General features: G+C 68.8%; 12 protein-coding genes and 1 pseudogene. 4 read left to right on the forward strand and 9 right to left on the reverse strand.

What is annotated here, in order from left to right:
* Nucleotides 1-26: 26 nt before the first annotated feature.
* The 6 genes and pseudogenes from araA to QF027_RS14440 form a co-directional block, all read right to left on the reverse strand.
* Nucleotides 27-1,544, reverse strand: coding sequence for an L-arabinose isomerase (araA, locus tag QF027_RS14415; protein WP_307074889.1), 1,518 nt, complete (start codon nucleotides 1,542-1,544; stop codon nucleotides 27-29).
* Between the two features lie 31 nt (nucleotides 1,545-1,575).
* A pseudogene (gene araB / locus QF027_RS14420) lies at nucleotides 1,576-3,295 on the reverse strand (ribulokinase).
* 55 nt (nucleotides 3,296-3,350) lie between these two features.
* Nucleotides 3,351-4,370, reverse strand: coding sequence for an ABC transporter permease (locus tag QF027_RS14425; protein ID WP_306982316.1), 1,020 nt, complete (start codon nucleotides 4,368-4,370; stop codon nucleotides 3,351-3,353).
* Nucleotides 4,367-5,959 (reverse strand): sugar ABC transporter ATP-binding protein, encoded by a 1,593-nt coding sequence (locus QF027_RS14430; protein ID WP_306982314.1) that lies wholly within the window; start codon nucleotides 5,957-5,959, stop codon nucleotides 4,367-4,369. Before QF027_RS14430 ends, QF027_RS14425 begins: the two co-directional genes overlap by 4 nt.
* A gap of 2 nt (nucleotides 5,960-5,961) precedes the next feature.
* The gene (locus QF027_RS14435) at nucleotides 5,962-7,104 is read right to left on the reverse strand and encodes a substrate-binding domain-containing protein (protein WP_307074892.1); all 1,143 of its coding nucleotides are present in this window, start codon (nucleotides 7,102-7,104) and stop codon (nucleotides 5,962-5,964) included.
* A gap of 425 nt (nucleotides 7,105-7,529) precedes the next feature.
* Entirely contained in the window at nucleotides 7,530-8,579 is a 1,050-nt protein-coding gene (locus QF027_RS14440) for a LacI family DNA-binding transcriptional regulator (RefSeq protein WP_307074894.1), read from the reverse strand.
* A 630-nt stretch (nucleotides 8,580-9,209) separates the two neighbouring features.
* On the opposite strand from QF027_RS14440, the gene QF027_RS14445 reads away from it, so the two are divergent.
* Both QF027_RS14445 and QF027_RS14450 read left to right on the forward strand, forming a co-directional pair.
* Nucleotides 9,210-10,706 (forward strand): arabinofuranosidase catalytic domain-containing protein, encoded by a 1,497-nt coding sequence (locus QF027_RS14445; RefSeq protein ID WP_307074896.1) that lies wholly within the window; start codon nucleotides 9,210-9,212, stop codon nucleotides 10,704-10,706.
* Nucleotides 10,707-10,834: 128 nt separating this feature from the next.
* Nucleotides 10,835-13,441, forward strand: a complete 2,607-nt coding sequence (locus QF027_RS14450; protein ID WP_307074898.1) for a LamG-like jellyroll fold domain-containing protein — start codon at nucleotides 10,835-10,837, stop codon at nucleotides 13,439-13,441.
* A gap of 534 nt (nucleotides 13,442-13,975) precedes the next feature.
* On the opposite strand, the gene QF027_RS14455 is transcribed toward QF027_RS14450, so the two are convergent.
* From QF027_RS14455 to QF027_RS14465, 3 genes are all read right to left on the reverse strand, one after another.
* Entirely contained in the window at nucleotides 13,976-14,731 is a 756-nt protein-coding gene (locus QF027_RS14455) for a transposase family protein (RefSeq protein ID WP_307074900.1), read from the reverse strand.
* 66 nt (nucleotides 14,732-14,797) lie between these two features.
* Complete coding sequence (locus QF027_RS14460) at nucleotides 14,798-15,013, reverse strand: hypothetical protein (protein WP_307074902.1); 216 nt, start codon at nucleotides 15,011-15,013, stop codon at nucleotides 14,798-14,800.
* A 941-nt stretch (nucleotides 15,014-15,954) separates the two neighbouring features.
* Nucleotides 15,955-16,587, reverse strand: a complete 633-nt coding sequence (locus QF027_RS14465; protein ID WP_307074904.1) for a hypothetical protein — start codon at nucleotides 16,585-16,587, stop codon at nucleotides 15,955-15,957.
* A 357-nt stretch (nucleotides 16,588-16,944) separates the two neighbouring features.
* Between QF027_RS14465 and QF027_RS14470 the strand changes: the two genes are divergently transcribed.
* Together QF027_RS14470 and QF027_RS14475 are read left to right on the forward strand one after the other, a co-directional pair.
* Nucleotides 16,945-18,837, forward strand: a complete 1,893-nt coding sequence (locus tag QF027_RS14470) for a DUF2075 domain-containing protein (RefSeq protein WP_307074906.1) — start codon at nucleotides 16,945-16,947, stop codon at nucleotides 18,835-18,837.
* A gap of 291 nt (nucleotides 18,838-19,128) precedes the next feature.
* On the forward strand, nucleotides 19,129-21,171 hold the full coding sequence (locus QF027_RS14475) for a DUF2075 domain-containing protein (RefSeq protein WP_307074908.1): 2,043 nt from the start codon (nucleotides 19,129-19,131) through the stop codon (nucleotides 21,169-21,171).
* Nucleotides 21,172-21,185 lie beyond the last annotated feature (14 nt).

Below are 21,185 nucleotides of genomic sequence, written 5' to 3' on the forward strand. Positions count from 1 at the left end.
TCCTTCGACGCGGCCGTCTGTCATGGTCACAGGGCCTGGGCGAGGCGGTGGTAGGCGGCGTTCCAGCGGATTTCCTTGGCGAACTGGTCGGTGGTGGTGTGCGCGTCGATGGTGAGCAGTTCGACGCCGGTCATGGCGGCGTAGTCGGTCAGCGTCTCGACGTCGACGGCCGAGCTGAGCACGGTGTGGTGCGGGGCCCCGGCCAGCAGCCAGCTCTCGGCCGACTCCGCGAGTGAGGGCTGCGGCTTCCACACGGCCCGGGCGACGGGGAGGTGGGGCAGGGGCTCGCTGGGGCCGACGACGTCGACGGCGTTGGCGGTCAGGCGGAAGCGGTCGCCCAGGTCGCACAGGCCGACGACGACGGCGGGGCCCTCGGCCGCGTCGAAGACCAGGCGGACCGGGTCCTCGCGGCCGCCGATGGACAGCGGGTGGATCTCGCAGCGGGGGCGGGCGGCGGCCACCGAGGGGCAGACCTCCAGCATGTGCGCGCCGAGAACGCGCGGGGTGCCCGGGCCGAGGTGGTAGGTGTAGTCCTCCATGAAGGTGGTGCCGCCGGACTGTCCCTGGCCCATGACCTTCATCGTGCGCAGCAGCGCGGAGGTCTTCCAGTCGCCTTCGCCGCCGAAGCCGTAGCCGTCGGCCATCAGGCGCTGGACGGCCAGGCCGGGCAGCTGGCGCAGCCCGCCGAGGTCCTCGAAGTTGGTGGTGAAGGCGGTGAAGCCGCCCTCGGTGAGGAAGGTGCGCAGGCCCAGTTCCTGGCGGGCGGCGTACAGGAGGGAGTCGTGGCGGATGCCGCCGGGGCGCAGGGCGGGCACGACGTCGTACGACTCGACGTATTCGGCGGCGAGTTCGGCGGCCGCCTTGTCCTCGACGGCGTCGACCACGGCGACCAGGTCGTTGACACCGTAGGTGTTCACCGAGAAGCCGAACCGCAGCTGCGCCTCGACCTTGTCGCCCTCGGTGACCGCGACGTCGCGCATGTTGTCGCCGAAGCGCGCCAGGCGCAGGGTGCGTGCGCTGTGGCGGCCGACGGCAGCTCGCGCCCAGGCCGCGACACGTCGTACGACCCTGGGGTCGGTCGCGTGCCCGGCGACGATCTTGCGGTCGACGCCGACCCGGGACTCGATGTGCCCGAACTCGCGGTCGCCGTGGGCGGCCTGGTTCAGGTTCATGAAGTCCATGTCGATGCTCGGCCACGGCAGCGACAGGTTGTACTGGGTGTGCAGATGCAGCAGGGGCACATCCAGGGCGGCGAGTCCGGCGATCCACATCTTCGCCGGGGAGAAGGTGTGCATCCAGGCGATCACGCCCACGCAGGTGTCGGAGGCGGAGGCCTCCAGGCACATCCGGCGGATCGAGTCGGCGTCGGTCAGGACCGGCTTCCACACGATCCGCACCGGGACCTTGCCGGGCTGGCCCAGGGTCTCGGAGATACTCCGCGACTGGTCGGCCACCTGGCGCAACACGTCGTCGCCGTACAGGCCCTGGCTGCCGGTGAGAAACCAGATCTCGTGATCGGGGTAGGGGGTGACGTCGGTGTCCATGAGGGGCTGCCTTTCAGGAAGGTCAGGGAGATCAGGAAGACGCGGAGACGTCGGCGCGCAGACGCCGTAGCCGGTGCATGACCTCATTGGCACCGCGGCCGAAGTAGTCGTGGAGGAGCTGGTATTCGGCGTAGAGGCGGTCGTAGGCCGCGGCGCGTTCCGGGTCCGGCTGGTAGACGCCGCGGTCGGCCTTGCCCATGGACCGGGCGGCGGCCTGGATGTCGGGGTACGCCCCGGCCGCCACCGCGGCGTGCATCGCCGCGCCGAGGGCCGGGCCCTGGGCGGAGCCGATGACGCCGAGAGGGCGGCGGGTGACGTCGGCGTAGATCTGCATCAAGAGGGCGTTCTTCGTCAGGCCGCCCGCGATGATCAGCTCGCCGACCGGCACCCCGGACGTCTCGAACGCCTCGATGATGGTGCGGGTGCCGAAGGCGGTGGCCTCCAGCAGCGCGCGGTAGACGTCCTCGGGCCGGGTCGACAGTGTCAGGCCGACCATCACGCCGCTGAGGTCGTGGTCGACCAGCACGGAACGGTTGCCGCTGTGCCAGTCCAACGCGATCAGCCCGTGCTCGCCCACCCGTTGCCCGGCCGCGAGAGCCGTCAGGTGTTCGTGCGCGTCGCGGCCGAGAGCGGCGGCCTGTTCGGCGTACGCGGCGGGGAATCCGGTGCGGACGAACCAGCCGAAGATGTCCCCGACACCGCTCTGCCCGGCCTCGTAGCCCCACAGCCCCGGCAGGATGCCGCCGTCGACCACGCCGCACATGCCGGGCACCGTCTCGTGGCGGTCCGAGCTCATCACATGGCAGGTCGAGGTGCCCATGATGGCGACCATCTGCCCCGGCTCCACCGCGCCCGCCGCGGGTGCCGTCACATGGGCGTCGACGTTGCCCACACAGACCGCGATGCCCTCGGACAGTCCGGTCCAGGCCGCCGCCTCGGCCGTCAACCCACCGGCCAGGCCGCCGAGTTGGCCGATCGGCTGCTCCAGCTTCTGCGTCACGAAGTCGGCGAAGCCGGGGTTGAGCGCCTCCAGGTAGGCACGGGAGGGGTAGGCGCCGTCCCTGGAGCTGACCCTTGTAGCCGGCGGTGCAGGCGTTGCGGACGTACGTGCCGCACAGCCGCCACACGATCCAGTCGGCCGCCTCCACCCAGCGCTCGGTGCGGTGGTAGATCTCGGGGTCCTCCTCCAGCACCTGGAGGGCCTTGGCGAACTCCCACTCGGAGGAGATCTTCCCGCCGTACCGCGGCAGCCACGTCTCCTTCCGTTCGGCGGCCAGTGCGGTGATCCGGTCGGCCTGGGCCTGGGCCGCGTGGTGGCGCCAGAGCTTGACGTAGGCGTGCGGGCGGGAGGCGTACTCGGGCAGTTCGCACAGGGGCGTGCCGTCGGCCAGTACGGGCAGCACCGTGCAGGCGGTGAAGTCCGTGCCGATGCCGATCACGTGCTCTGGGCGCACACCGGCTGCCGCCAGCGCCGCCGGCACCGCGTGGCGGAGCACGTCGACGTAGTCCGACGGGACCTGGAGGGCCCAGTCCGGGGGCAGTCCCCTACCGTCCGGCAGTTCCCGGTCCAGGACCGCGTGCCGGTACTCGTGCTCGGCCGTCCCCAGCTCCGCGCCGTCGCGCACGCGGACCACCACGGCCCGTCCGGACAGCGTCCCGAAGTCGACTCCCACGACGCACGGTTCCGGGTTCACGGCTGTCTCTTGTCCGGCGTTCACCGGCGGCCTCCTCCACACTGAGGTGTTCGACATATCGATCTACGTTCGAAGAAATGCGGGCGAAGGGTCGGCGACGCCACCCGACGTCCTAACTCCGACTCCTGCCGAAGTAACGAGCGCGCGCCCGGTCGAGCAGGATGGCGACGCCGAGGACCGCTCCCTGGACGACCTGCTGGTCGTAAGGGCTGACCTTGAGGGCGAGCAGGCCGTTGGTGATGAACTCCAGCAGGATCGCGCCCGCCGCGATCCCCGCGATACGGCCCTCACCGCCCGAGAGGGACATCCCGCCGACCACCGCGGCGGCGATGGCGGTCAGTTCCCAGCCGGCGCCGACCGAGGGGTCGGCCACGTTCATACGGCCGATCACCAGAATGCCGACCAGACCGGCGAGGGCCGCGCTGGCGACGTAGGTGGAGGTGATCCGTCGGGCGGTCGGGATACCGGCCAGCCGGGCGGCCTCCTTGTTGCCGCCGACCGCGTAGATCTGACGGCCCACGTAGGTGCGCTCCAGCACGAACCAGGCGACGGCCGCCGCACCGACGAAGAACAGGGCGGGGACCGGTACTTCTCCGAGGTAGTACTGGCTCAGGTTGCTGAACATCGGGTCGAGGTTGTTGATGGGCGAGCCGCTGGTGATCGCGAGCGCCGTGCCCTGCGCGACGGTGTAGGTGACCAGGGTGATCACGAAGGGCGGCACGTTGAGGCGGGTGACCATGACGCCGTGCCAGAGACCGACGCAGGCGGTGATCACCAGCGTGAGCAGGATCGCGAGGGGGGCGGGCAGGCCCTCGTTGACGTTCATCCAGCCGGCCAGGATGCCGGCCAGACCGGCCAGCGCGCCCACCGACAGGTCGATGCCACCGGTCAGGATGACCAGCGCCTCACCGATCGCGAGGATGCCGACCTGCGAGAGGTCGCGGCCCATCACCTGGAGGTTGCCCACCGCCGTGTACGTCTCCGCGTTGGCGGCGATCGCCGCGAACACCACCACGCAGGCGATGATCACGCCGGCCTCCGGGGAGGCGGCGAGTCTGCGGGCGAGGGTCGATGCGGCCGAACGGGAGCGCGGCGCGACCTCGTTCGGGGCGAGCGTGCTCTGCGCGCTCATGCTGTGGCTCCGTTCGTCACTTGGTGTTCGTCGAGGGAATCTGTCGGTCGGTGCTCGTCGAGGGAGGAGGTGCCGGCCGCGGCCGTCATGATCCGCTCCTTGGTGGCGTCGGCCCGGTCGATGACCGTGACCACCCGCCCGTGGTTCATCACCGCGATGCGGTGGCAGATCCACAGCAGCTCCTCCAGTTCGGAGGAGGCGACCACGATCCCCATGCCCTGCTCCGCCGCCTGGTCGATCAGCTTGTAGATCTCCGCCTTGGCACCCACGTCCACGCCGCGGGTCGGTTCGTCGAGCAGCAGCAGGCGCGGTTCGGCGGCGAACGCCCGGCCGAAGATGGCGCGTTGCTGGTTGCCGCCGGACAGCGAGCCGATCGGCTGCTCCACCGACTGCATTCGCACGTTGACGTTCTCGGTGATCTTCCGTGCCTCGGCACGTTCCCGGCCCGGTGCGAGCAGGCCCCGGGTGCTGATCCGCTTGAGCACCGAGACGACGACGTTCGCCCGGATCGACGCGAACAGGACGAGCGACTGCTCCTTGCGGTCCTCGGGGATCAGCGCGATCCCGGCCGCCACGCCGTCACCGGCGCCCCGCGGCCGGTAGGGCGTGCCGCCCAGCAGCATCCGGCCGCCGGTCGAGGGCTGTGCCCCGGCGATCGTGTGGACCAGGCGGCTGCGGCCCGAGCCCATCAGCCCGGCCACGCCCAGGATCTCGCCCTCGCGCACGTCCAGGTCGACCGGTCCGAGGCCGTCCGCGGTCAGGCCCTCGGCCTGGAGCAGGACGGGGCTCGTCGCGGGCGGTGCCTTCGGTTCGCCCTGTGCGACCTCGCCGCCGACCATCTCCCGGATCAGCCGTTCCTCACTGGCCTCGGCGGGTTCGAGGTCGGCGACCAGCCTGCCGTTGCGCAGGACCAGGACACGGTCGCTGATCTCCCGCACCTCGTCGAGGCGGTGTCCGATGAACAGCACGGTGCCGCCGCGGTCGGCGAGTTGGCGGGCCAGGCCCAGCACCATCTGGGCCTCGACCGGCCCCAGTGAGGAGGTCGGCTCGTCCAGGATCAGCAGCTTGGGTTCGCGGCCCCAGGCCTTGGCGATCTCGATCATCTGGCGGGTCGGCACCGGAAGGGTGCGGACCTCCCGGTTCACCGGGATCGTCTCGGCGGACAGACCGATCTCCGCGAGCATCGACTTCGCCTCGGCCCGCTGTGCCGTACGGTCCACCAGGAACCGTCGCCTGGACTGGCGCGGGCGGCGGCCGAGGAGCAGGTTCTCGGCCACCGAGAGCTGTCCGACCAGCGGGAACTCCTGGGAGACCATGGCGATGCCGAGCTGCCCCGCGGCCTCGGTGGACCCGGCGGCGAGAGGCTCCCCGTCGACCAGGATCTCGCCGCCGTCCCGGTGCACCGATCCGGCCAGCGTGCCCATCAGCGTGGACTTCCCGGCGCCGTTCTCGCCGACCACACCGATCACCTGGCCGGCGTAGAGGTCGAGTTCGGGCAGGTCGAGGACGCGCACCGGTCCGTAGGACTTGTGCACCCCCCGCAGCCGCGCGGTGACCGCGCGGTCCGGGGCGTTCTTCGTGGCCGTCATGCTCAGCCGATCCCGAGCTGCGACTCGAGGGACTGGTACGCGCTCAGGTCGGACTTGGTGACCAGGCCCACGCCGGAACTCAGGGTCGAACCGTCCTTCTCCAGGTACGGCTTGACGAGCGCCATCGTCTTGTCCTTGCCCAGCACCTTCTCCGCGGCCAGGATGTACGCCCCGGTGTAGCCCTGCTGGTACGGCATCTGCACGACGGTCCCGGAGATCACGCCGGACTTGATGAACTTCAGCGTCTGGGCGTCGGAGTCGTCGGAGACGATGTGCACCGAGGCCGTCTTGCCCGCCGAGGTCACCGCCTGGGCCAGCGCGGGACCGTCGTAGGAGTAGACGCCGTACAGGCCGTTGACGTCCGGGTTGTTCGCGAGGATGGTCTCCGCGTCCGAAGTCGCCGTACTGGCCTGGAGGTTGTCGTTGACCTTCTGGGCGACCGTGATCTTGGTGCCCTTGAGCGCGGCCTCGAAGCCGGCGATGCGCTGCGTGGCGTTGGAGGCGGTGAGGGAGCCGACCAGGATCGCCACCTTGCCCTTGCCGCCGAGCACCTGCTTCATCGCGGTGCCCGCCTGGAAGCCGGCCGTGTAGTTCGGGGTGCCCAGGTAGAGCGAGGCGGCGTCCGTGCCCGGCAGCGGCGAGTCGATCGCGAGGACGCCGATGCCCTTCTGGACGTCGGTGTGGATGGTCCCGGCGGCCGAGGTCGGGTCGATCGCCGAGATCGAGTAGCCGGTGACCCCCTGCGAACGCAGCGTCTCCAGCTCCGAGTTCTGCTCGGTCAGCTTGCCGCCGGGCGGAGCGAAGTAGGTGCACTTGCTCTTCGCGATGCCGAGGTCGGAGCAGCCCTTGAGGAAGCCGACCTGACCGGCCTTCCAGTAGTCGGCGGCCACGTTCACGACCATCGCGATGTCGACCTTGGACAGGTCCTTGCCGGCCAGCGCGGACTTCAGCGCCGCGTCGAGCTTGGCGAGGTTCGTCTGGTTGAAGGTGACCGAGCCGGCCAGCGCGACCGGGGCGGCGGCCTTGGTACCGGCCGAGCCGGACGCGTCGGAGCCGCCCGCGCTCTTGGAGCAGCCTGCGGCGGCGAGCGAGAGGAGCACCGCGGTCGCGGTGGCCAGGGTGCGGGACCTTCTGGTGCGGAGCATGGGTGATCAGCGCCCTTCTTGGCGTGTCTGGTCGGTGTCTCGGGATGGGTGGGGTCTCGGGATGGGTGGGATCTCGGGATGGGCGGGAACGCTGGGAACGCACACCTGTTCACGGGCATGCCGGTGCCGGGGAGGCGGGGGCAGGTGTGGGGGCCACTGGGAAGCGGTACGTGGCGTAGGGCGTCGGCGTCGCCGGGCGGGGGGCTCACGGGGTGAGCGCGGCGAGGGCGCCAGGATGCCTGAGGGTGACTCAGCGCGGAGGAGGGACCGGCCGCTCGGGGCGGTGGGCCGGGGTGGAGCTGTCGTACCTCGTGGACGTCACGGCCGATCGCTCACGGTCGGCGCGGCGGTGCTCCGTACGGCACGCGGCTCACCACAGGTCTTGTCGGCAAGGGCGTTGGGGACGTGGTGCTAGCGGGAGTCGGTCATGTCGGACTTTCCGTTCGGGGTCGCGTGCGGGTCGCCGAGGTCCGCACCACAAGGCTGGGCGGTATGACGATGTGGGGTCTGTCGCCGGATGCCGGGATCCCGGCATCCGGATCGCCGACGAGCTCGATCAGCGCGCGCAGGGCACGGCGGCCGAGTTCGTCGAAGTCCTGGCGGACGGTGGTCAGTGACGGGCCGAAGTACTCGGTCTCCGGCATGTCGTCGAAACCCACGACGCTGATGTCCTCCGGCACCCGGCGTCCTGCTTGTTGCAGGGCCCGCAGCAGGCCGAGGGCCAGGTGGTCGTTGGCGCAGAACACCGCGGTGACCTCGGGGTCAGCGGCGAGCCGACGGCCGTGCTCGTATCCGGTACGAGCCGTCCAGTCGGCGCCGGCCAACGGCTCGGGCACGGGAGCCCCCCGCTTCTCCAGGGCGGCGCGCCAGCCGGCCTCGCGTTCCTGCGCGTCGAGCCAGGAACGCGGCCCGACCAGGTGGTGCACCGTGCGATGGCCGAGGTCGAGCAGGTAGGAGGTGGCCAGTTCGGCGCCCGCCTCGTTGTCCACGGCGACCGAGACCAGCGCGGTGTGGGTGCCGCAGCCGACCGCGACCAGGGGCACGTCCGCCGGCACGTTGGCCAGTGCCCCCACCGCGGCGGTCTGCGGCGCGATGACGACGATCCCCGCCACGTTCTGGTCGCGCAGCCGGTCCACGGCGTCCAGCACCGAATACCGGTCGAGTGAGCCGACCGCCGCCACGGTGACGACGTACTCGTTCTCTCTGGCCGCCTGCTCGATGCCGTAGAGCATGCAGGCGGGGCCGTAGAGCGTGGTGTTGAAGCTGATCACACCCAGGGTGCGGGTGCGGCGGGTCGCCAGGGTGCGGGCGGCCGCGTTGGGCCGGTAGCCGAGTTCACGGACGGCGGCGAGCACGCGTTCCCGGGTGCGGGGCCGGACGTTGGGATGGTCGTTGAGGACCCGGGAGACGGTCTGGTGCGAGACTCCCGCGATCCGGGCCACGTCCGCCATCACCGGTGCGCGATCGCCGTCCATGTCCCGCCTCCTCACACACCGTCGTGTCGTTGTCGATGAGCTGCTTCTCCGGTGGGAGCGGCACGCCGTGACGAATTGTTAGCGCACACATTCCTCCGGAGCAAGGCAGCTCGGGCCCCTCGAACTCGGGTTTTCCGGACTTCGACGCGCAGGCAAAGAGCCCTTTGAGCTGGCAGTACTGTCCAGCCGGACGTCCCTTCCCGCATCGCCGCGCACCCGGGTAAACAGACGGCACAGCTTTTGTTTCCGCAGTCTTGACTGTTCGACCGTGTTGACCCGGTATTCATCCGGCCGTAAAAAGACGGTGCCACAAGAGCAGCCGTCCAGCTCGCCGACCACGCGAGAACGGCACCCCCCACAAGTCCCCCACCCCGGACCGATCCGCCGCCCTGACCAGCAGTGACACTCTCGACGACGCTGCTCGATCTACGGATCGCCCAGTCCGGTCCTCCCCCTCCCCCTCCCCTCGCCCTCCCGTACGGCTCGCACGTGCGCCGACGAGGGCCCGAAATGTTAGCGCCCACATTTCTGTCCGGAGCACACGGCGCCGGACGAGAGAAGAACCAACGACGGAAGAGGTTCACCGTGACAGGTCGAGTGAGTCGAGTGACAGGCCGAGTGAGAAGTCGCGTGCGAGGCCCGCGCCTGAGAGGGCTCCTGCTGACACTGAGCGCGATCCTCACGCTCGTCGGAGGCATCCTGGCCGGGGTCGTCGGCACCGCGGGCACGGCTGCCGCCGCTTCGTCCCTGCCCTGCGACATCTACGCCTCCGCGGGGACACCGTGCGCCGCGGCACACAGCACCACGCGGGCGCTCTACGCCTCCTACGGCGGCTCCCTCTACCAGGTCAAGCGCGCTTCGGACGGCGCGACCACCAACATCGGCGTCCTCAGCGCCGGCGGCTACGCCAACGCGGCGGCCCAGGACTCCTTCTGCTCCGGGACGACCTGCACCATCACCAAGATCTACGACCAGAGCGCGAACCACAACGACCTGGCCATCGAAGGGCCCGGCGGCAACGGCGGCCAGGACGTCGGCGCGATCGCCGACGCCCTTCCGGTCACGGTCGGCGGCCACGCGGCGTACGGCGTCTTCGTGTCCGCCGGCGTCGGCTACCGCGACAACAGCACCACGGGCATCGCCACCGGCAGCTCCCCCGAGGGCGCCTACATGGTGACCAGCGGCCACCATGTGAACAACCGGTGCTGCTTCGACTACGGCAACGCCGAGACGTCCGGCAACGACACCGGCAACGGTCACATGGACGCGATCAACTTCGGTACGGAGTGCTGGTTCTCGTGTTCCGGCGCCGGATCGGGCCCCTGGGTCGAGGCGGACCTGGAGAACGGGCTCTTCTTCGGAGGGAACGGCTCGAATTCGAACAACAAGGGCAACTCCAGTGAGTTCGTCACCGCGTTGGAGAAGAACAACGGCACCACGACCTACGCGATCAAGGGCGGCAATGCACAGTCGGGCTCACTGACCACCTGGTACAACGGGGCCTTGCCCAACCTCGGCGGATACACCCCGATGCACCTGGAGGGCGCCATCGTCCTCGGCACCGGCGGCGACAACAGCAACGGCTCGGACGGCTCGTTCTTCGAGGGCGTCATGACCTCGGGCTACCCGACCGACGCCGCCGACAACGCCGTACAGGCCAACATCACCTCCGTCGGCTACACCACCCCGACCGCGAGCTTCCCCGTCACCGGCACCGCCTACCGCCTGACCAACGCCAACTCCGGCAAGGTCCTGGACGCGGTCAACTGCGGTACCGCCAACGGCACGTCGATCGACATCTGGGCCTCGCTCGGCAACACCTGCCAGCAGTGGAAGTTCGCCAGCGCGGGCAACGGCCACTACACCATCAGCAACGTCAACAGCGGCACGGTCCTGGACGACAAGAACTGCGGGCAGAGCAACGGCACGGCCGTCCAGCTGTGGGCCTCGCTCGGCAACACCTGCCAGCAGTGGGACGTCACCAAGTTCGGCAGTCACTACACGATCACCAACGTCAACACCGGCATGACGCTGGACGTGGCGAACTGCGGAACGGCCAACGGCACGGCGGTCCGGCAGTGGCAGCAGCTGGACAACGCGTGCCAGCAGTGGAACATCGCGCCGTGACCTGACGGTCGGGGTCACCGCGGGCCCGTCGGCCCCCTCCCCGCCGACGGGCCCGCGCTTCATCGGTTCATCTCGTTCATCTGGTTCATCTGGTTCATCTGGGTTCATCTGACACGAAGGAACTGCGCATGCCATCAGAAGCCGGACCGTCCCGCAGGACCGTCCTGACCGCCCTCGGCGTCACGTCCCTGGCCGGGACCTTCGCCGGGTCCGTTCCCGCCGTCGCCGCTCCCGCAGCCGTGGCCGCTCCCGTCGCCCTCCCCGCCGCGGCCGCGCACTGGAGTTTCGACGAAGGCTCCGGCACCACCGCCGCCGACGCGTCCGGCAACGCCCACACCGCCACCCTCCAGGGCGCGGCCGGCTGGGACACCGGCAAGGTCGGCGCCCACAGCCTGAGCCTCACGGCGGGCGGCAACGCCACCGCGTCCGAACCGGTCGTCGACACCTCGAAGGCGTTCTCGGTGGCCGCCTGGGTCAACCTGGCTCAACTGGGCGGCTACCAGACCGCGGTCAGCATCGACGGCAAGGTGGTCAGCGCCTTCTACCTGGGTCTGCGCGACGACACGGGCACCTTCGCCTTCGCCCGTCTCGCGTCCGACGCCACCCAGGGAGCCGCCGTCGCGGCCGCTGCCTCCGCCCCGACCGCCGGCACCTGGACCCACCTGGTCGGCGTCAGCGACCCCGCGGCCGGCGTCACCCGCCTGTACGTCAACGGCGTACTGGAAGGGGAGACGGCCTACACCGCCGGTTGGGCCGGCACAGGGTCGACCGCGATCGGCCGCGCGCTGTACGGCGGCGGACAGGTCGACCAGTGGCACGGCCTGATCGACGACGTACAGCTGTTCCCGACCGCTCTCACCTCCGACCAGGTGGCGACGCTGGCCGGGGTCCCGGTGGAGTCCACGACACCGCTGCTGAGCGTGGACGTGGCGAATCCGGCTCACGCGGTCTCCCCCATCCTCCCGGGCCTGATGTTCGAGGACATCAACCACTCCGGCGAGGGCGGCATCTACGCCGAACTGGTGCAGAACCGTTCGATGATGGCCAGCGACACGTCACCGGTCCACTGGTCGGCGGTGGGAGGCACGACGCTGACGCTGGACACCGCCACGCCGTTGAACGAGGCGCTGAACCGCTCCCTCAAGGTGGTACTGCCGAGCGGTACGGGCGCCGGGAACCGGGCCGGCGTGTCCAACGACGGCTTCTGGGGCATACCCGTACGCCCCCGAACGACCTACACGGCCCGCCTGTTCGCCAAGGCATCGCGCGGGATCGGTCCCCTCACGGTGTCCATCGAGTCGGCGGACGGCGGGACGGTGTACGCCTCCGCGAGGATCGCGCACATCGGTACGACCTTCCCCGACCGCCCCTTCGAACTGACCCTGAGCACAGGTGCGGGCGCCCCGGTAACGGGCGACGCAAGGCTGACCGTCACCACGGCCGACCCGACCGCCGCGGGCGAGACCCTGTGGCTCCAGCACGTCTCCCTCTTCCCGCCGACCTACAACAACCGCCCCAACGGCCTGCGCATCGACCTGATGGAGAAGTTGGTCGCCCTGAAGCCGAAGTTCCTGCGCTTCCCCGGCGGCAACTTCCTGGAGGGCAACACGATCGCGACGCGCTTCAACTGGAAGAACACGATCGGCCCGGTCTGGGAGCGCCCCGGCCACATGGACGACGCGTGGGGCTACTGGTCCACGGACGGACTGGGTGTTCTGGAATACCTGCAATGGGTCGAGGACATGAAGGCCCAGCCGGTCCTGGCCGTCTTCGCCGGCTACACCCTGAAGGGCGAACACGTAACGGGCACCGCACTCGAACCCTTCATCCAGGACGCCCTGGACGAGATCGAGTACGTCACGGGCCCGGTCACGAGCACATGGGGTGCTCGGCGTGCGGCCGACGGCCACCCGAAGCCGTTCCCGCTGGAGTACGTCGAGATAGGCAACGAGGACTGGTTCGACGGGTCGGGCTCGTACGACGCCCGCTTCACGGCGTTCCACGACGCGATCAAGGCGAAGTACCCGCACCTGAAGCTGATAGCCACGACGACGGTGACGAGCCGCACCCCGGACCTGATCGACGAGCACTACTACCTGGCCCCGTCGGCAGCCCAGGCCGCCACCCACAAGTACGACAACAGGGACCGCGCCTCGACGAAGGTCTTCGTGGGCGAGTGGGCGGCGCAGGAGGGCCGCCCGACGCCCGACCTCAACGCGGCCCTGGGCGACGCGGCGTGGCTGGCGGGCCTGATCCGCAACTCCGACCAGGTCCTGATGGAGTGCTACGCGCCCTTGTTCTCCCACGTGAAGAACAACGTCTGGGCAACGAACCTGATCGCCTACGACAACCTCACGAGCTACGTCTCCCCGAGCTACTGGGCGCAACAGATGCTGACGAGCAGGCTGGGCGACACGGTCCTTCCGGCGACGGCACGCGCGTTGCCCGGCCTGGCCACGGTCGCCACCCGGTCAGGGAATCACCTGTACCTCGCGGTGGTGAACTACGGGACGGAGAAGGTGGAGGTGCCGGTGGAACTCCAGGGCTTGGCGAATGGGGTCAAGAGGAGCGCCAGGGCCACGGTCCTGACGGGACCGTCACCGACGGCGACGAACACCCTGACCGCCCCCGACACACTCGTGCCCAGTTCCAGGACGGTGACCGGTGCGGCGGCGACGTTCACGAGCACGCTGCCACCGCTGTCGGTGACGGTCCTTGAGCTGACGCTGACCTGACACTGGGCCGCGTGCTCACCGATCGGGTATGGCCTCCGTCGCGGATCGGAGGCCCTGCCCAAGACAAGGCTTCCGCACTATGAATGCACGTTGCCCGAGCCGCCAAGTGAGTTGCAAGGCGGGCCGGGACATCAGCGCTGAGCCTGGCAGCACCTCAACCCGGGCTGCAGCTCGGAAACCACAATCGCTTCCATCCCTTGGTGTCGATGACGTTCCTCAGAAGGAACCGGCTCGCGGGCATTCGGCTGCCGTTCTCTACTGACCTTGGGAGCGATTGAGTTCGGGACGTGCTGGCGTGGCGGATCGGCTGGTGGGTGATCAGCAGGCGGCCTGTCGGGCGAACACGAGTTCTGTGCTGGGCATGCGGTGGGTCGCCCTGCGGGCGGAGCGGTCGGAGACGAGTCCGGCGATGACGAGGTGGTCTCGGTGTAGGTCTCGCGCCGTCCGGTGAATCGCTGCAGGGACCGCTCCTACCTGTACTCGGCGTTGGTCTGCTCCACGCAGATCCGCTCGGAGGACTGGCGGCGGCGCTGCTCACGCCAGGCGTGGTGCTCGCCGAGCGGGGCCTCGTCCTTCGGCTTCTTCGGTGGGACTGACCTGGGCGGAGAACTCGTCCGCCAAACGTCGGTAGTCTTCGTCGACCTCGGCCTTGACCTTGGGGTGCCTGCGGAATTGCTCGGCGAAGCCCTCGGTGCGCACGGCGGCCTGATAGTGCATCCGGCCGGGCTGGATCACCCCGCTGAACAGGGTGCGGCCCTGATCGTCGCTGAAGGTCGTGTTCTTGATGGTGTTCTGCTTCTTCTTGCCGGACACGAACGACTTGCGGCCCGGGCGGCCTACGCGCGGGCGGCGGACCTGCACCTCGGTGCCATCGATCCGCAGGCTGCCCCCTTCCGCCTCGGCGTAGGCCGACACGTCCTCCAGCGTGCGTAGCCGAACGCCGGGCCGTTCGGGAACAGCGAAGCCGCGGCTCGCCAGCAGCGGCCGGACCTCGCGGAATGCGCCTGAGCCGGTGGAGCGGTCCACTCCGTACAACTCGGCGAGCGCCGCGAGCGGCAGCGGCAGCCTCAGGTGCACCAGCGTGACCAGCAGCCGGTCCATGAACACCAGCTTGCGAGAGGGGCCGGCCCCTGCAGCGCGGCGCCGGTCCCCGCCACGTCGCTCGCGCAGCGCCGACTCCCGTGAGGCCTGCCACTTGGGTGGGAGTTCTTCGAGCCACCCGCCGACATGTGGACGGGGGATACCGGACTGGACAGGATGGGAACGGGCCGCACGGGCCCAGACAAGCATCACAACTCGCCCAACCCGTGCGGCCCTTCTCACGTCACGGACCGACCGCCACCGCCCCCAAGGTCGTTAGCGGAAGTCGTAGTCCTCATCCATGCCGCTGGAGAGCCAAATTTCCTCGGCTCCAGCGAACGAGTAGCCCTCAGGCTCCGCTTCGTAGCCAACGGAGTTCGGACCCTCGATGTGATCCTCGCCGATCATGCACCGGCAGGGGAAGATCTCCTGGGTGAGTTCACCGTTGACGATGCTGTTGACGGCGCGGTCGTGCAAAGGTCCCGTGGGCATATCCCGATGCTACCGAGTCGGACCAACGCTCCCCCAAGGACTGTCCCGTAAATGATCTCCGAGTCGTAACTCGACGGCAGCCGGGGCATGCTGCTTGCGCGCCACCCATTTCTGCCAGTTTTGACATGCCTGATACCCGGCCAGATACGGGTTCCGTGACGCATCAATCACGTTTGGCACGGATCCGCCCAGAGATGTCACTCTACGCGACCAAGGGAGTGCTTGCGGTGCGCCCAGACTCTTCCCAACCACATCCTCCACTGTCCGAGAACGGCTCCGCCGCTGGTAGGTGGTCTTGCGGCCATCGGTCACGGCTCTGACAGTGAGGACCAGGGGGACCGGGCCTGACGACCGTGAGGGGGGACGATTTCGTGGGGGCTGGGATCGGAGATATCGACGAAATGTTGCGGGACCGTCTGCTGATCATGGCCAACGACCAGTCGGCAATCGACCTGCTCCCGTTCATCCCGGCACGCAGGGGCGGGCTGGTGCTGACCGGCGCTGCCGCACCGGTCAGGTGCAGAGAGATACGACAACGGGGGCGGTGGCCACAAGCCGTATCCGGTGGTCCTGGTCCGGCGCCTGCTCCGCTACCACCGCGTGGCCACCCTCCAGGACTGGTTCGCCCACATCGATCCTTGGGTCTGCGACTGCACGGTCTGCAAGGGGGCTGTTCTCACCCGCTTCACGGACAGAGAAACCGACGTCGTCGCTGCACTGCAGCACACTGTTTGCGAACTCTATGGGCTGCATGACGAATTGGACGCGACCCTGCCGGGCGACGAGCGCATCGGTTGGTGGCGTCAGCAACTCGCGGACGCCTGGGAGCACCACCGCTTATTGGCATCTCAGACGAACACGGAGGTCCCGTTCCCGAGGGTTCTTCAGGCCTGGCGCCGCCCGAGTCCACCCGCAATGCCCGCGGCCGCGGAGCGTCGCAGTCAGGACCAGTCCGGCCCGAGTTGACGCCACGCCTGCTCGTGAAAAAGCCACTGGGCGGCGGAGTGCCGCAGGGGGCGGTAGGGGGCGGGCTCCAGAACCCAACGCAGCCCCGCCGACCCTTGGATGGCGACGCCGACTCCATAGAAGCGGGCCTTGAGGAGGAGAAGATCGAAGTCGGGATCGCAAGACGGGTCAGGGTTGTGCAGCGCTCGCTCCGACACCGGGTCCGATACCACGACCCCACGGGCGCAGAACGGAGCGAACTGCGATGCGTCCCGGACCGCGGAGTCCCAGTCGCGGGGTGAAATGCCTTGCGGCCCATGAACGAGAACCAACTCGACGCGGGCGGCGGGCACCAATCGCCGTACCAAGATGCCCTGTCCGTCCTCCTGGTCCACGACGCCGGGCGGTGCGGTGCGTAGCGTCCGCAGGGCATGGGCATCGAGCGCGGACAGGGATAAGGGGAGGTCCACGGGAAGGTCGTGGAGGGCAGTGAGCAGTGCCCGGCTGTCGACGGCTCCGAGCCCGACTGCGGAACGGCGGCGAGCCTCATCGGCGAACACGGTGACAGCGGCCCGCAGCTGCTGTCCGCGCAGCCTGAGCCCGGCAAGTGCCTGCTCGGCCAGCAGCATGTGGTGTCCTGGTTCTGATCGCTCGGTGCCGGTCTGTCGGACGGCGCAAGGCGAAGCAGAGGCCGTTCCCCTCTGTTGTCTATCAGCCCCGCACGCCGCGAGCACGTCTGCCGACGGAATGTGGCCGCCCGGTGGGTGTGTCCCCTACCATGCGCCCCGCTATGCAGCCCGTCCGGCTCCACTGCTCCACCTGACCGAACGCTCCTCCATCCCCTCCACGTGACCGGCACGCTCACCTAGGATGGTGAGCACCATCTCAGCGGCCCGACGGGCTTCCTGGCTCCGCCTCCGCAGCGGACACCCGAGGACATGCCCCCACCCGCACGAGTATTCTTCGTGCTGCCTGGGGGCATTTTCTTGCTGTTCCGTGAGTCCGCGGCGTCCGTGGCCACCCGTATCCTCGAAGGGTCGCTGGCACTGCATCTGACCGAGAACTTCCGTCACCAGCACGGCCGGAGGCCCGCGCCGACGGAGATACGGTCCTGGGAACGCAGCCTGCCCGCGCTCGTCAACGCGCTCATCGAGGCCGATCTCGACGACGTCGAGGTCCTCGTCGAATACAGCCTGCCCCTCACCAGCAAACGTGCCGACGCCGTACTCGCCGGTGTACATCCGACCACCGGCGAACCGTCGTACGTCGTCGTGGAACTAAAGCAGTGGAGCTCGGCCTACCCGGAGGAGGACGAGCCACTGCTGTGCCGGATCGACTCCTACGCGCAGCCCGTACTCAACCCGATCGAACAGGTGCGGGGCTACTGCGAGTATCTGCTGTCCTTCAACGGGGCGTTGGAGCGGATGCCCCATTCCCTGGCCGGCGTGGCATTCCTGCACAACGCGACCGAGTTCCAGATCGCAGGGCTGAGGGAGGTCGAGGAGAACCAGTACGGCCGGATGTACACCGGGGAACAGCGCGGCACCTTCCTGGACTTCCTGCGCTCTCGGCTCGCCGCGAAGCCCGGCGCACAGGTGGCCGACGTCCTGCTCGACGCCAAGGTACGGCCGTCAAAGCAGCTGATGTCCGTCGCGGCAGCCGAGATCCGCGACCGCGAACAGTTCGTGCTCATCGCCGAGCAGAGGGTCGCGTACGAGAAGGTGATGTCCGCCGTCCGCAAGGCCAAGCGGGGAAACCACAAGCAGGTGATCGTGGTGACCGGCGGTCCCGGATCCGGCAAGAGCGTGATCGCGCTGTCGGTCCTCGGTGAGCTGTACCGCCGCGGAGTGCCCGCGCTGCACGCGACCGGGTCGCAGTCGTTCACCAAGACGATGCGCAGGGTCGCGGGGCACAAGAAACGTGAAGTGCAGCAGCTGTTCAAGTACTTCAACAGCTTCATGGACGCCGAGCCCAACGACCTCGACGTGCTGATCTGCGACGAGGCCCACCGGCTGCGGAAAACCTCCGCGAACCGCTACACCAAAGCGGCGCTGCGTACCGGACGACCCCAGGTGGCGGAACTGATCGACGCGGCCCGGGTCCCCGTCTTCCTGCTCGACCAGCACCAGGTGGTGCGCCCCGGCGAAATGGGGACCAGGCAGGAGATCGAACGGGCCGCCGCCGCACAGGACCTCGACTGCATGGTCGTGGAACTTGACGGCCAGTTCCGGTGCGGCGGCAGCGACGCGTACGAGAAGTGGGTCCTCGACCTGCTCGGCCTGGACGGCGACACCCCCAGCCAGTGGGAGCCCGACGGCAAGCTACAACTGCTGACCGCCGACAGCCCCCAGGAGCTGGAGGACTTCCTCGTCGCACGCCGGGAGGAGCGCTACGGCGCCCGCATGTCGGCCGGCTACTGCTGGAAATGGACCACGAAGATCACCCCCGACATGACGGCCCTCCCCGAAGACGTCGTGATCGGCCGATGGTCCCGCCCCTGGAATCTCTACGGCGACCGATCCGCCCTCGGCGCACCACCCGCTCCCCTCTGGGCCACCGACCCGGCCGGCTTCGGCCAGGTCGGCTGCGTCTACACGGCGCAGGGTTTCGAGTACGACTGGTCGGGCGTGATCATCGGCCCCGACCTGGTCTGGCGAACGGACCACTGGGTCGTGGACCGCTCGGCGTCGAAGGACCCGTCTTTCACGAAGGCCACCCCGGACGACGACGTCGACCGCCTCATCCGCAACACGTACAAGGTGCTGCTGACGCGGGGAATGGTCGGGACGATCCTCTACTCGACGGACGCGGAGACCCGAGAGAAGCTGCGGTCGCTCATCCATCCAGCATCTCAGGCCGAGGTGCCGGCGCTCGTGTAGTGCCGCGTGTGCGAAACGCAATCATCCTGCCCGCACGTTCCGAGAGGAGGGAACTCCGCCGGGGCGGAGCGGAAGCCCATCGAGCCGCAGTGACGATTGCTTGAACTGCATCTGAGGGAGCACTTGGCCGCCCCACCCGGACGCCGGAGTACGAGCGCCGCTCAGCCATGTGACCTAGAGTGATCACCTGTCGGATGCGGCCCGACGGGCTTCCCTCAGGACATGCCCCCACCCGCACGAGTTTCTCGTGCCTTGGGGGATGTCCTCGTGCTCCTGCTGCAGTTACCTGCGGTGGACCTTCTCAGACTTGATCAGCGGCGGCTGCTGCTGTCCCATCTGGCCGCGCGCTGGCTGTCTTTCAAGAAGAGAGAAGTCAGCGACGGGGAGAAGGCTGCCTGGAAGGAAAGCCTCATACAACTCGCCACCGACCTGGTGAGTGCGGGCCGTGGCGATGTACGGATGCTCGTGGAATGCGAGCCCGAGGGCGCTGACGCACCGGTGGATGTTGTGTTGGTGGGACGGCACCCGGAAACGGACCGGGAGTCGGTCCTACTCGTGGAACTCAAACGGTGGAGTTCGGTCTCGCACAGCGCCAAAAGACCCGAAAGAGTCGAGGTGCCCGGCTACGCGAAACCCAAGCCCCACCCCAGCGACCAACTCCAAGCCACCTATGACTTCTTCACCGGTGACGAGGGCCCGCTCAAGGGCATGCAGATCGAGTACGCAGGCCTTTCCTACCTGCACAACGCCCACGACTCCGATGTGGCCCCCTTGTTCTCCGCCCGCACCTCCACGGGACCACACGCGTTGACCATCACGGCCGACACACGCGCAAGTCTCCTCGACGAGTTGCGAGAACGCTTCGCGGAGAACGGAAGTGCCTCTGCGGCGGAGCGGGTCCTGCAGCGGCTGGCCATCCGGACCACACCGCTGCTCACCGCGATGATGTCGTCGCGGGGCGAAGACACCGTGTTCACCCTGCGAGGTGAGCAGCGTCGCGTGTTCAGAGACATCCGCCTGGCCCTTGAGCGTCTTCCAGCGGAGGAAGAGCGCGCCGTCTTCATCGTGGAGGGAGGGGCGGGGAGCGGCAAGAGCGCGATCGGCCTGGAACTGCTGCAGCATTTCTCGGCCGCAGGACAAAGCGTCAAGTACGCCAGCGGCTCCCGTGCGTTCGACGCTGCGATGAAGAAGCACGTCGGCTACGGCGACGGAGAGTTCCAGGACAGGTTCGCCTTCTTCAGCAGCTTCATCACTCCACCTCAGCCGCCGTTGGATCTGCTCATCTGCGACGAGGCGCACCGCCTACGCGCGCGCTCGACGTCCCGCTACCTGCCGGAGGAACAGTGGGGGAAGCAACCGCAGGTGGATGATCTCCTGGACGCCGCCCGCGTGACCGTCTTCCTGCTGGACGGGAGCCAAGTCGTACGTCCCGGCGAGGTGGGGACGGCTGACCTGATCCGAGAAGCCGCGGAGAGCCGTCACCTCACGCCCAGGATGTACGAGCTCCACAAGCAGTTCCGCTGCGGAGGCAGCGACCGCTATCGCGACTGGGTCCACGATCTCCTCGGCATCTCCGACCGCGAGCCGGACAGCTGGATACCCGACGGCCTCATGCACGTCGAGGTGGCGGACAGCCCGGAGGAGCTGGAGCGGATCATCCTGGAGGAGAGCGAGGCAGGAGCGAGCGCGCGTATGGTCGCGGGTTTCTGCTGGCCGTGGACGCCGCTGCGGAAGGACGGGACGCTGGAGCCGGACGTGCGCGTCGGGGACTGGCATCGCCCGTGGAACGTCAAGGGAGACAAGCCCGGTGCGAACGACGCGCCTCCCGCCAAGCTCTGGGGGGTACGACGCGAGGGCGTCGGCCAGATCGGCTGCGTGTACAGCGCGCAGGGGCTGGAGTGGGACTGGTGCGGCGTGATCATCGGTGATGACATGGTCTGGCGCGACGACCACTGGGAGTACCGGCGCGCGGCATTGACCCGCGACAAGGAACGCGGGGTATGGCGGGTGCGGACGCCGGGTTCGGCGGACGAGAGCATCCGGTCCAGGAACAACGAGCGGTTCGACGCATGCGTGCGCAACGCGTATCACGTGTTGATGACCCGGGCCAGCCGCGCGACGGTGCTGTACTCGACGGACGCCGAGACTCAGGCGTACCTGAAGAGGATGGTAGGACCGGTCGAGGACGACGGTCTGCGCCCCACGTGGCGCAGCCTGCCGCCGGAAGCACGCGGCGTCCGCCTTCCGCCGGTGCCGAAGGGCAAATACAGGATAAAGAAGGGTTCGAAGGCCGGTTCTCAGGGTCTGCAGCTGAGCTTCGAATCTCTGATCTGAGAGCCGGGTTCAGT

It is taken from the genome of Streptomyces canus, assembly GCF_030816965.1.
GTDB classification, from domain to species: Bacteria; Actinomycetota; Actinomycetes; order Streptomycetales; family Streptomycetaceae; genus Streptomyces; species Streptomyces canus_E.

What these genes read in the sequence shown, in the direction of transcription:
- araA (WP_307074889.1), bottom strand. Translation starts at nt 1,544, where the DNA reads ATGGACACCGACGTCACCCCCTACCCCGATCACGAGATCTGGTTTCTC.
- QF027_RS14425 (WP_306982316.1), bottom strand. Translation starts at nt 4,370, where the DNA reads ATGAGCGCGCAGAGCACGCTCGCCCCGAACGAGGTCGCGCCGCGCTCC.
- QF027_RS14430 (WP_306982314.1), bottom strand. Translation starts at nt 5,959, where the DNA reads ATGACGGCCACGAAGAACGCCCCGGACCGCGCGGTCACCGCGCGGCTG.
- QF027_RS14435 (WP_307074892.1), bottom strand. Translation starts at nt 7,104, where the DNA reads ATGCTCCGCACCAGAAGGTCCCGCACCCTGGCCACCGCGACCGCGGTG.
- QF027_RS14440 (WP_307074894.1), bottom strand. Translation starts at nt 8,579, where the DNA reads ATGGACGGCGATCGCGCACCGGTGATGGCGGACGTGGCCCGGATCGCG.
- QF027_RS14450 (WP_307074898.1), top strand. Translation starts at nt 10,835, where the DNA reads ATGCCATCAGAAGCCGGACCGTCCCGCAGGACCGTCCTGACCGCCCTC.
- QF027_RS14455 (WP_307074900.1), bottom strand. Translation starts at nt 14,731, where the DNA reads ATGCTTGTCTGGGCCCGTGCGGCCCGTTCCCATCCTGTCCAGTCCGGT.
- QF027_RS14460 (WP_307074902.1), bottom strand. Translation starts at nt 15,013, where the DNA reads ATGCCCACGGGACCTTTGCACGACCGCGCCGTCAACAGCATCGTCAAC.
- QF027_RS14465 (WP_307074904.1), bottom strand. Translation starts at nt 16,587, where the DNA reads ATGCTGCTGGCCGAGCAGGCACTTGCCGGGCTCAGGCTGCGCGGACAG.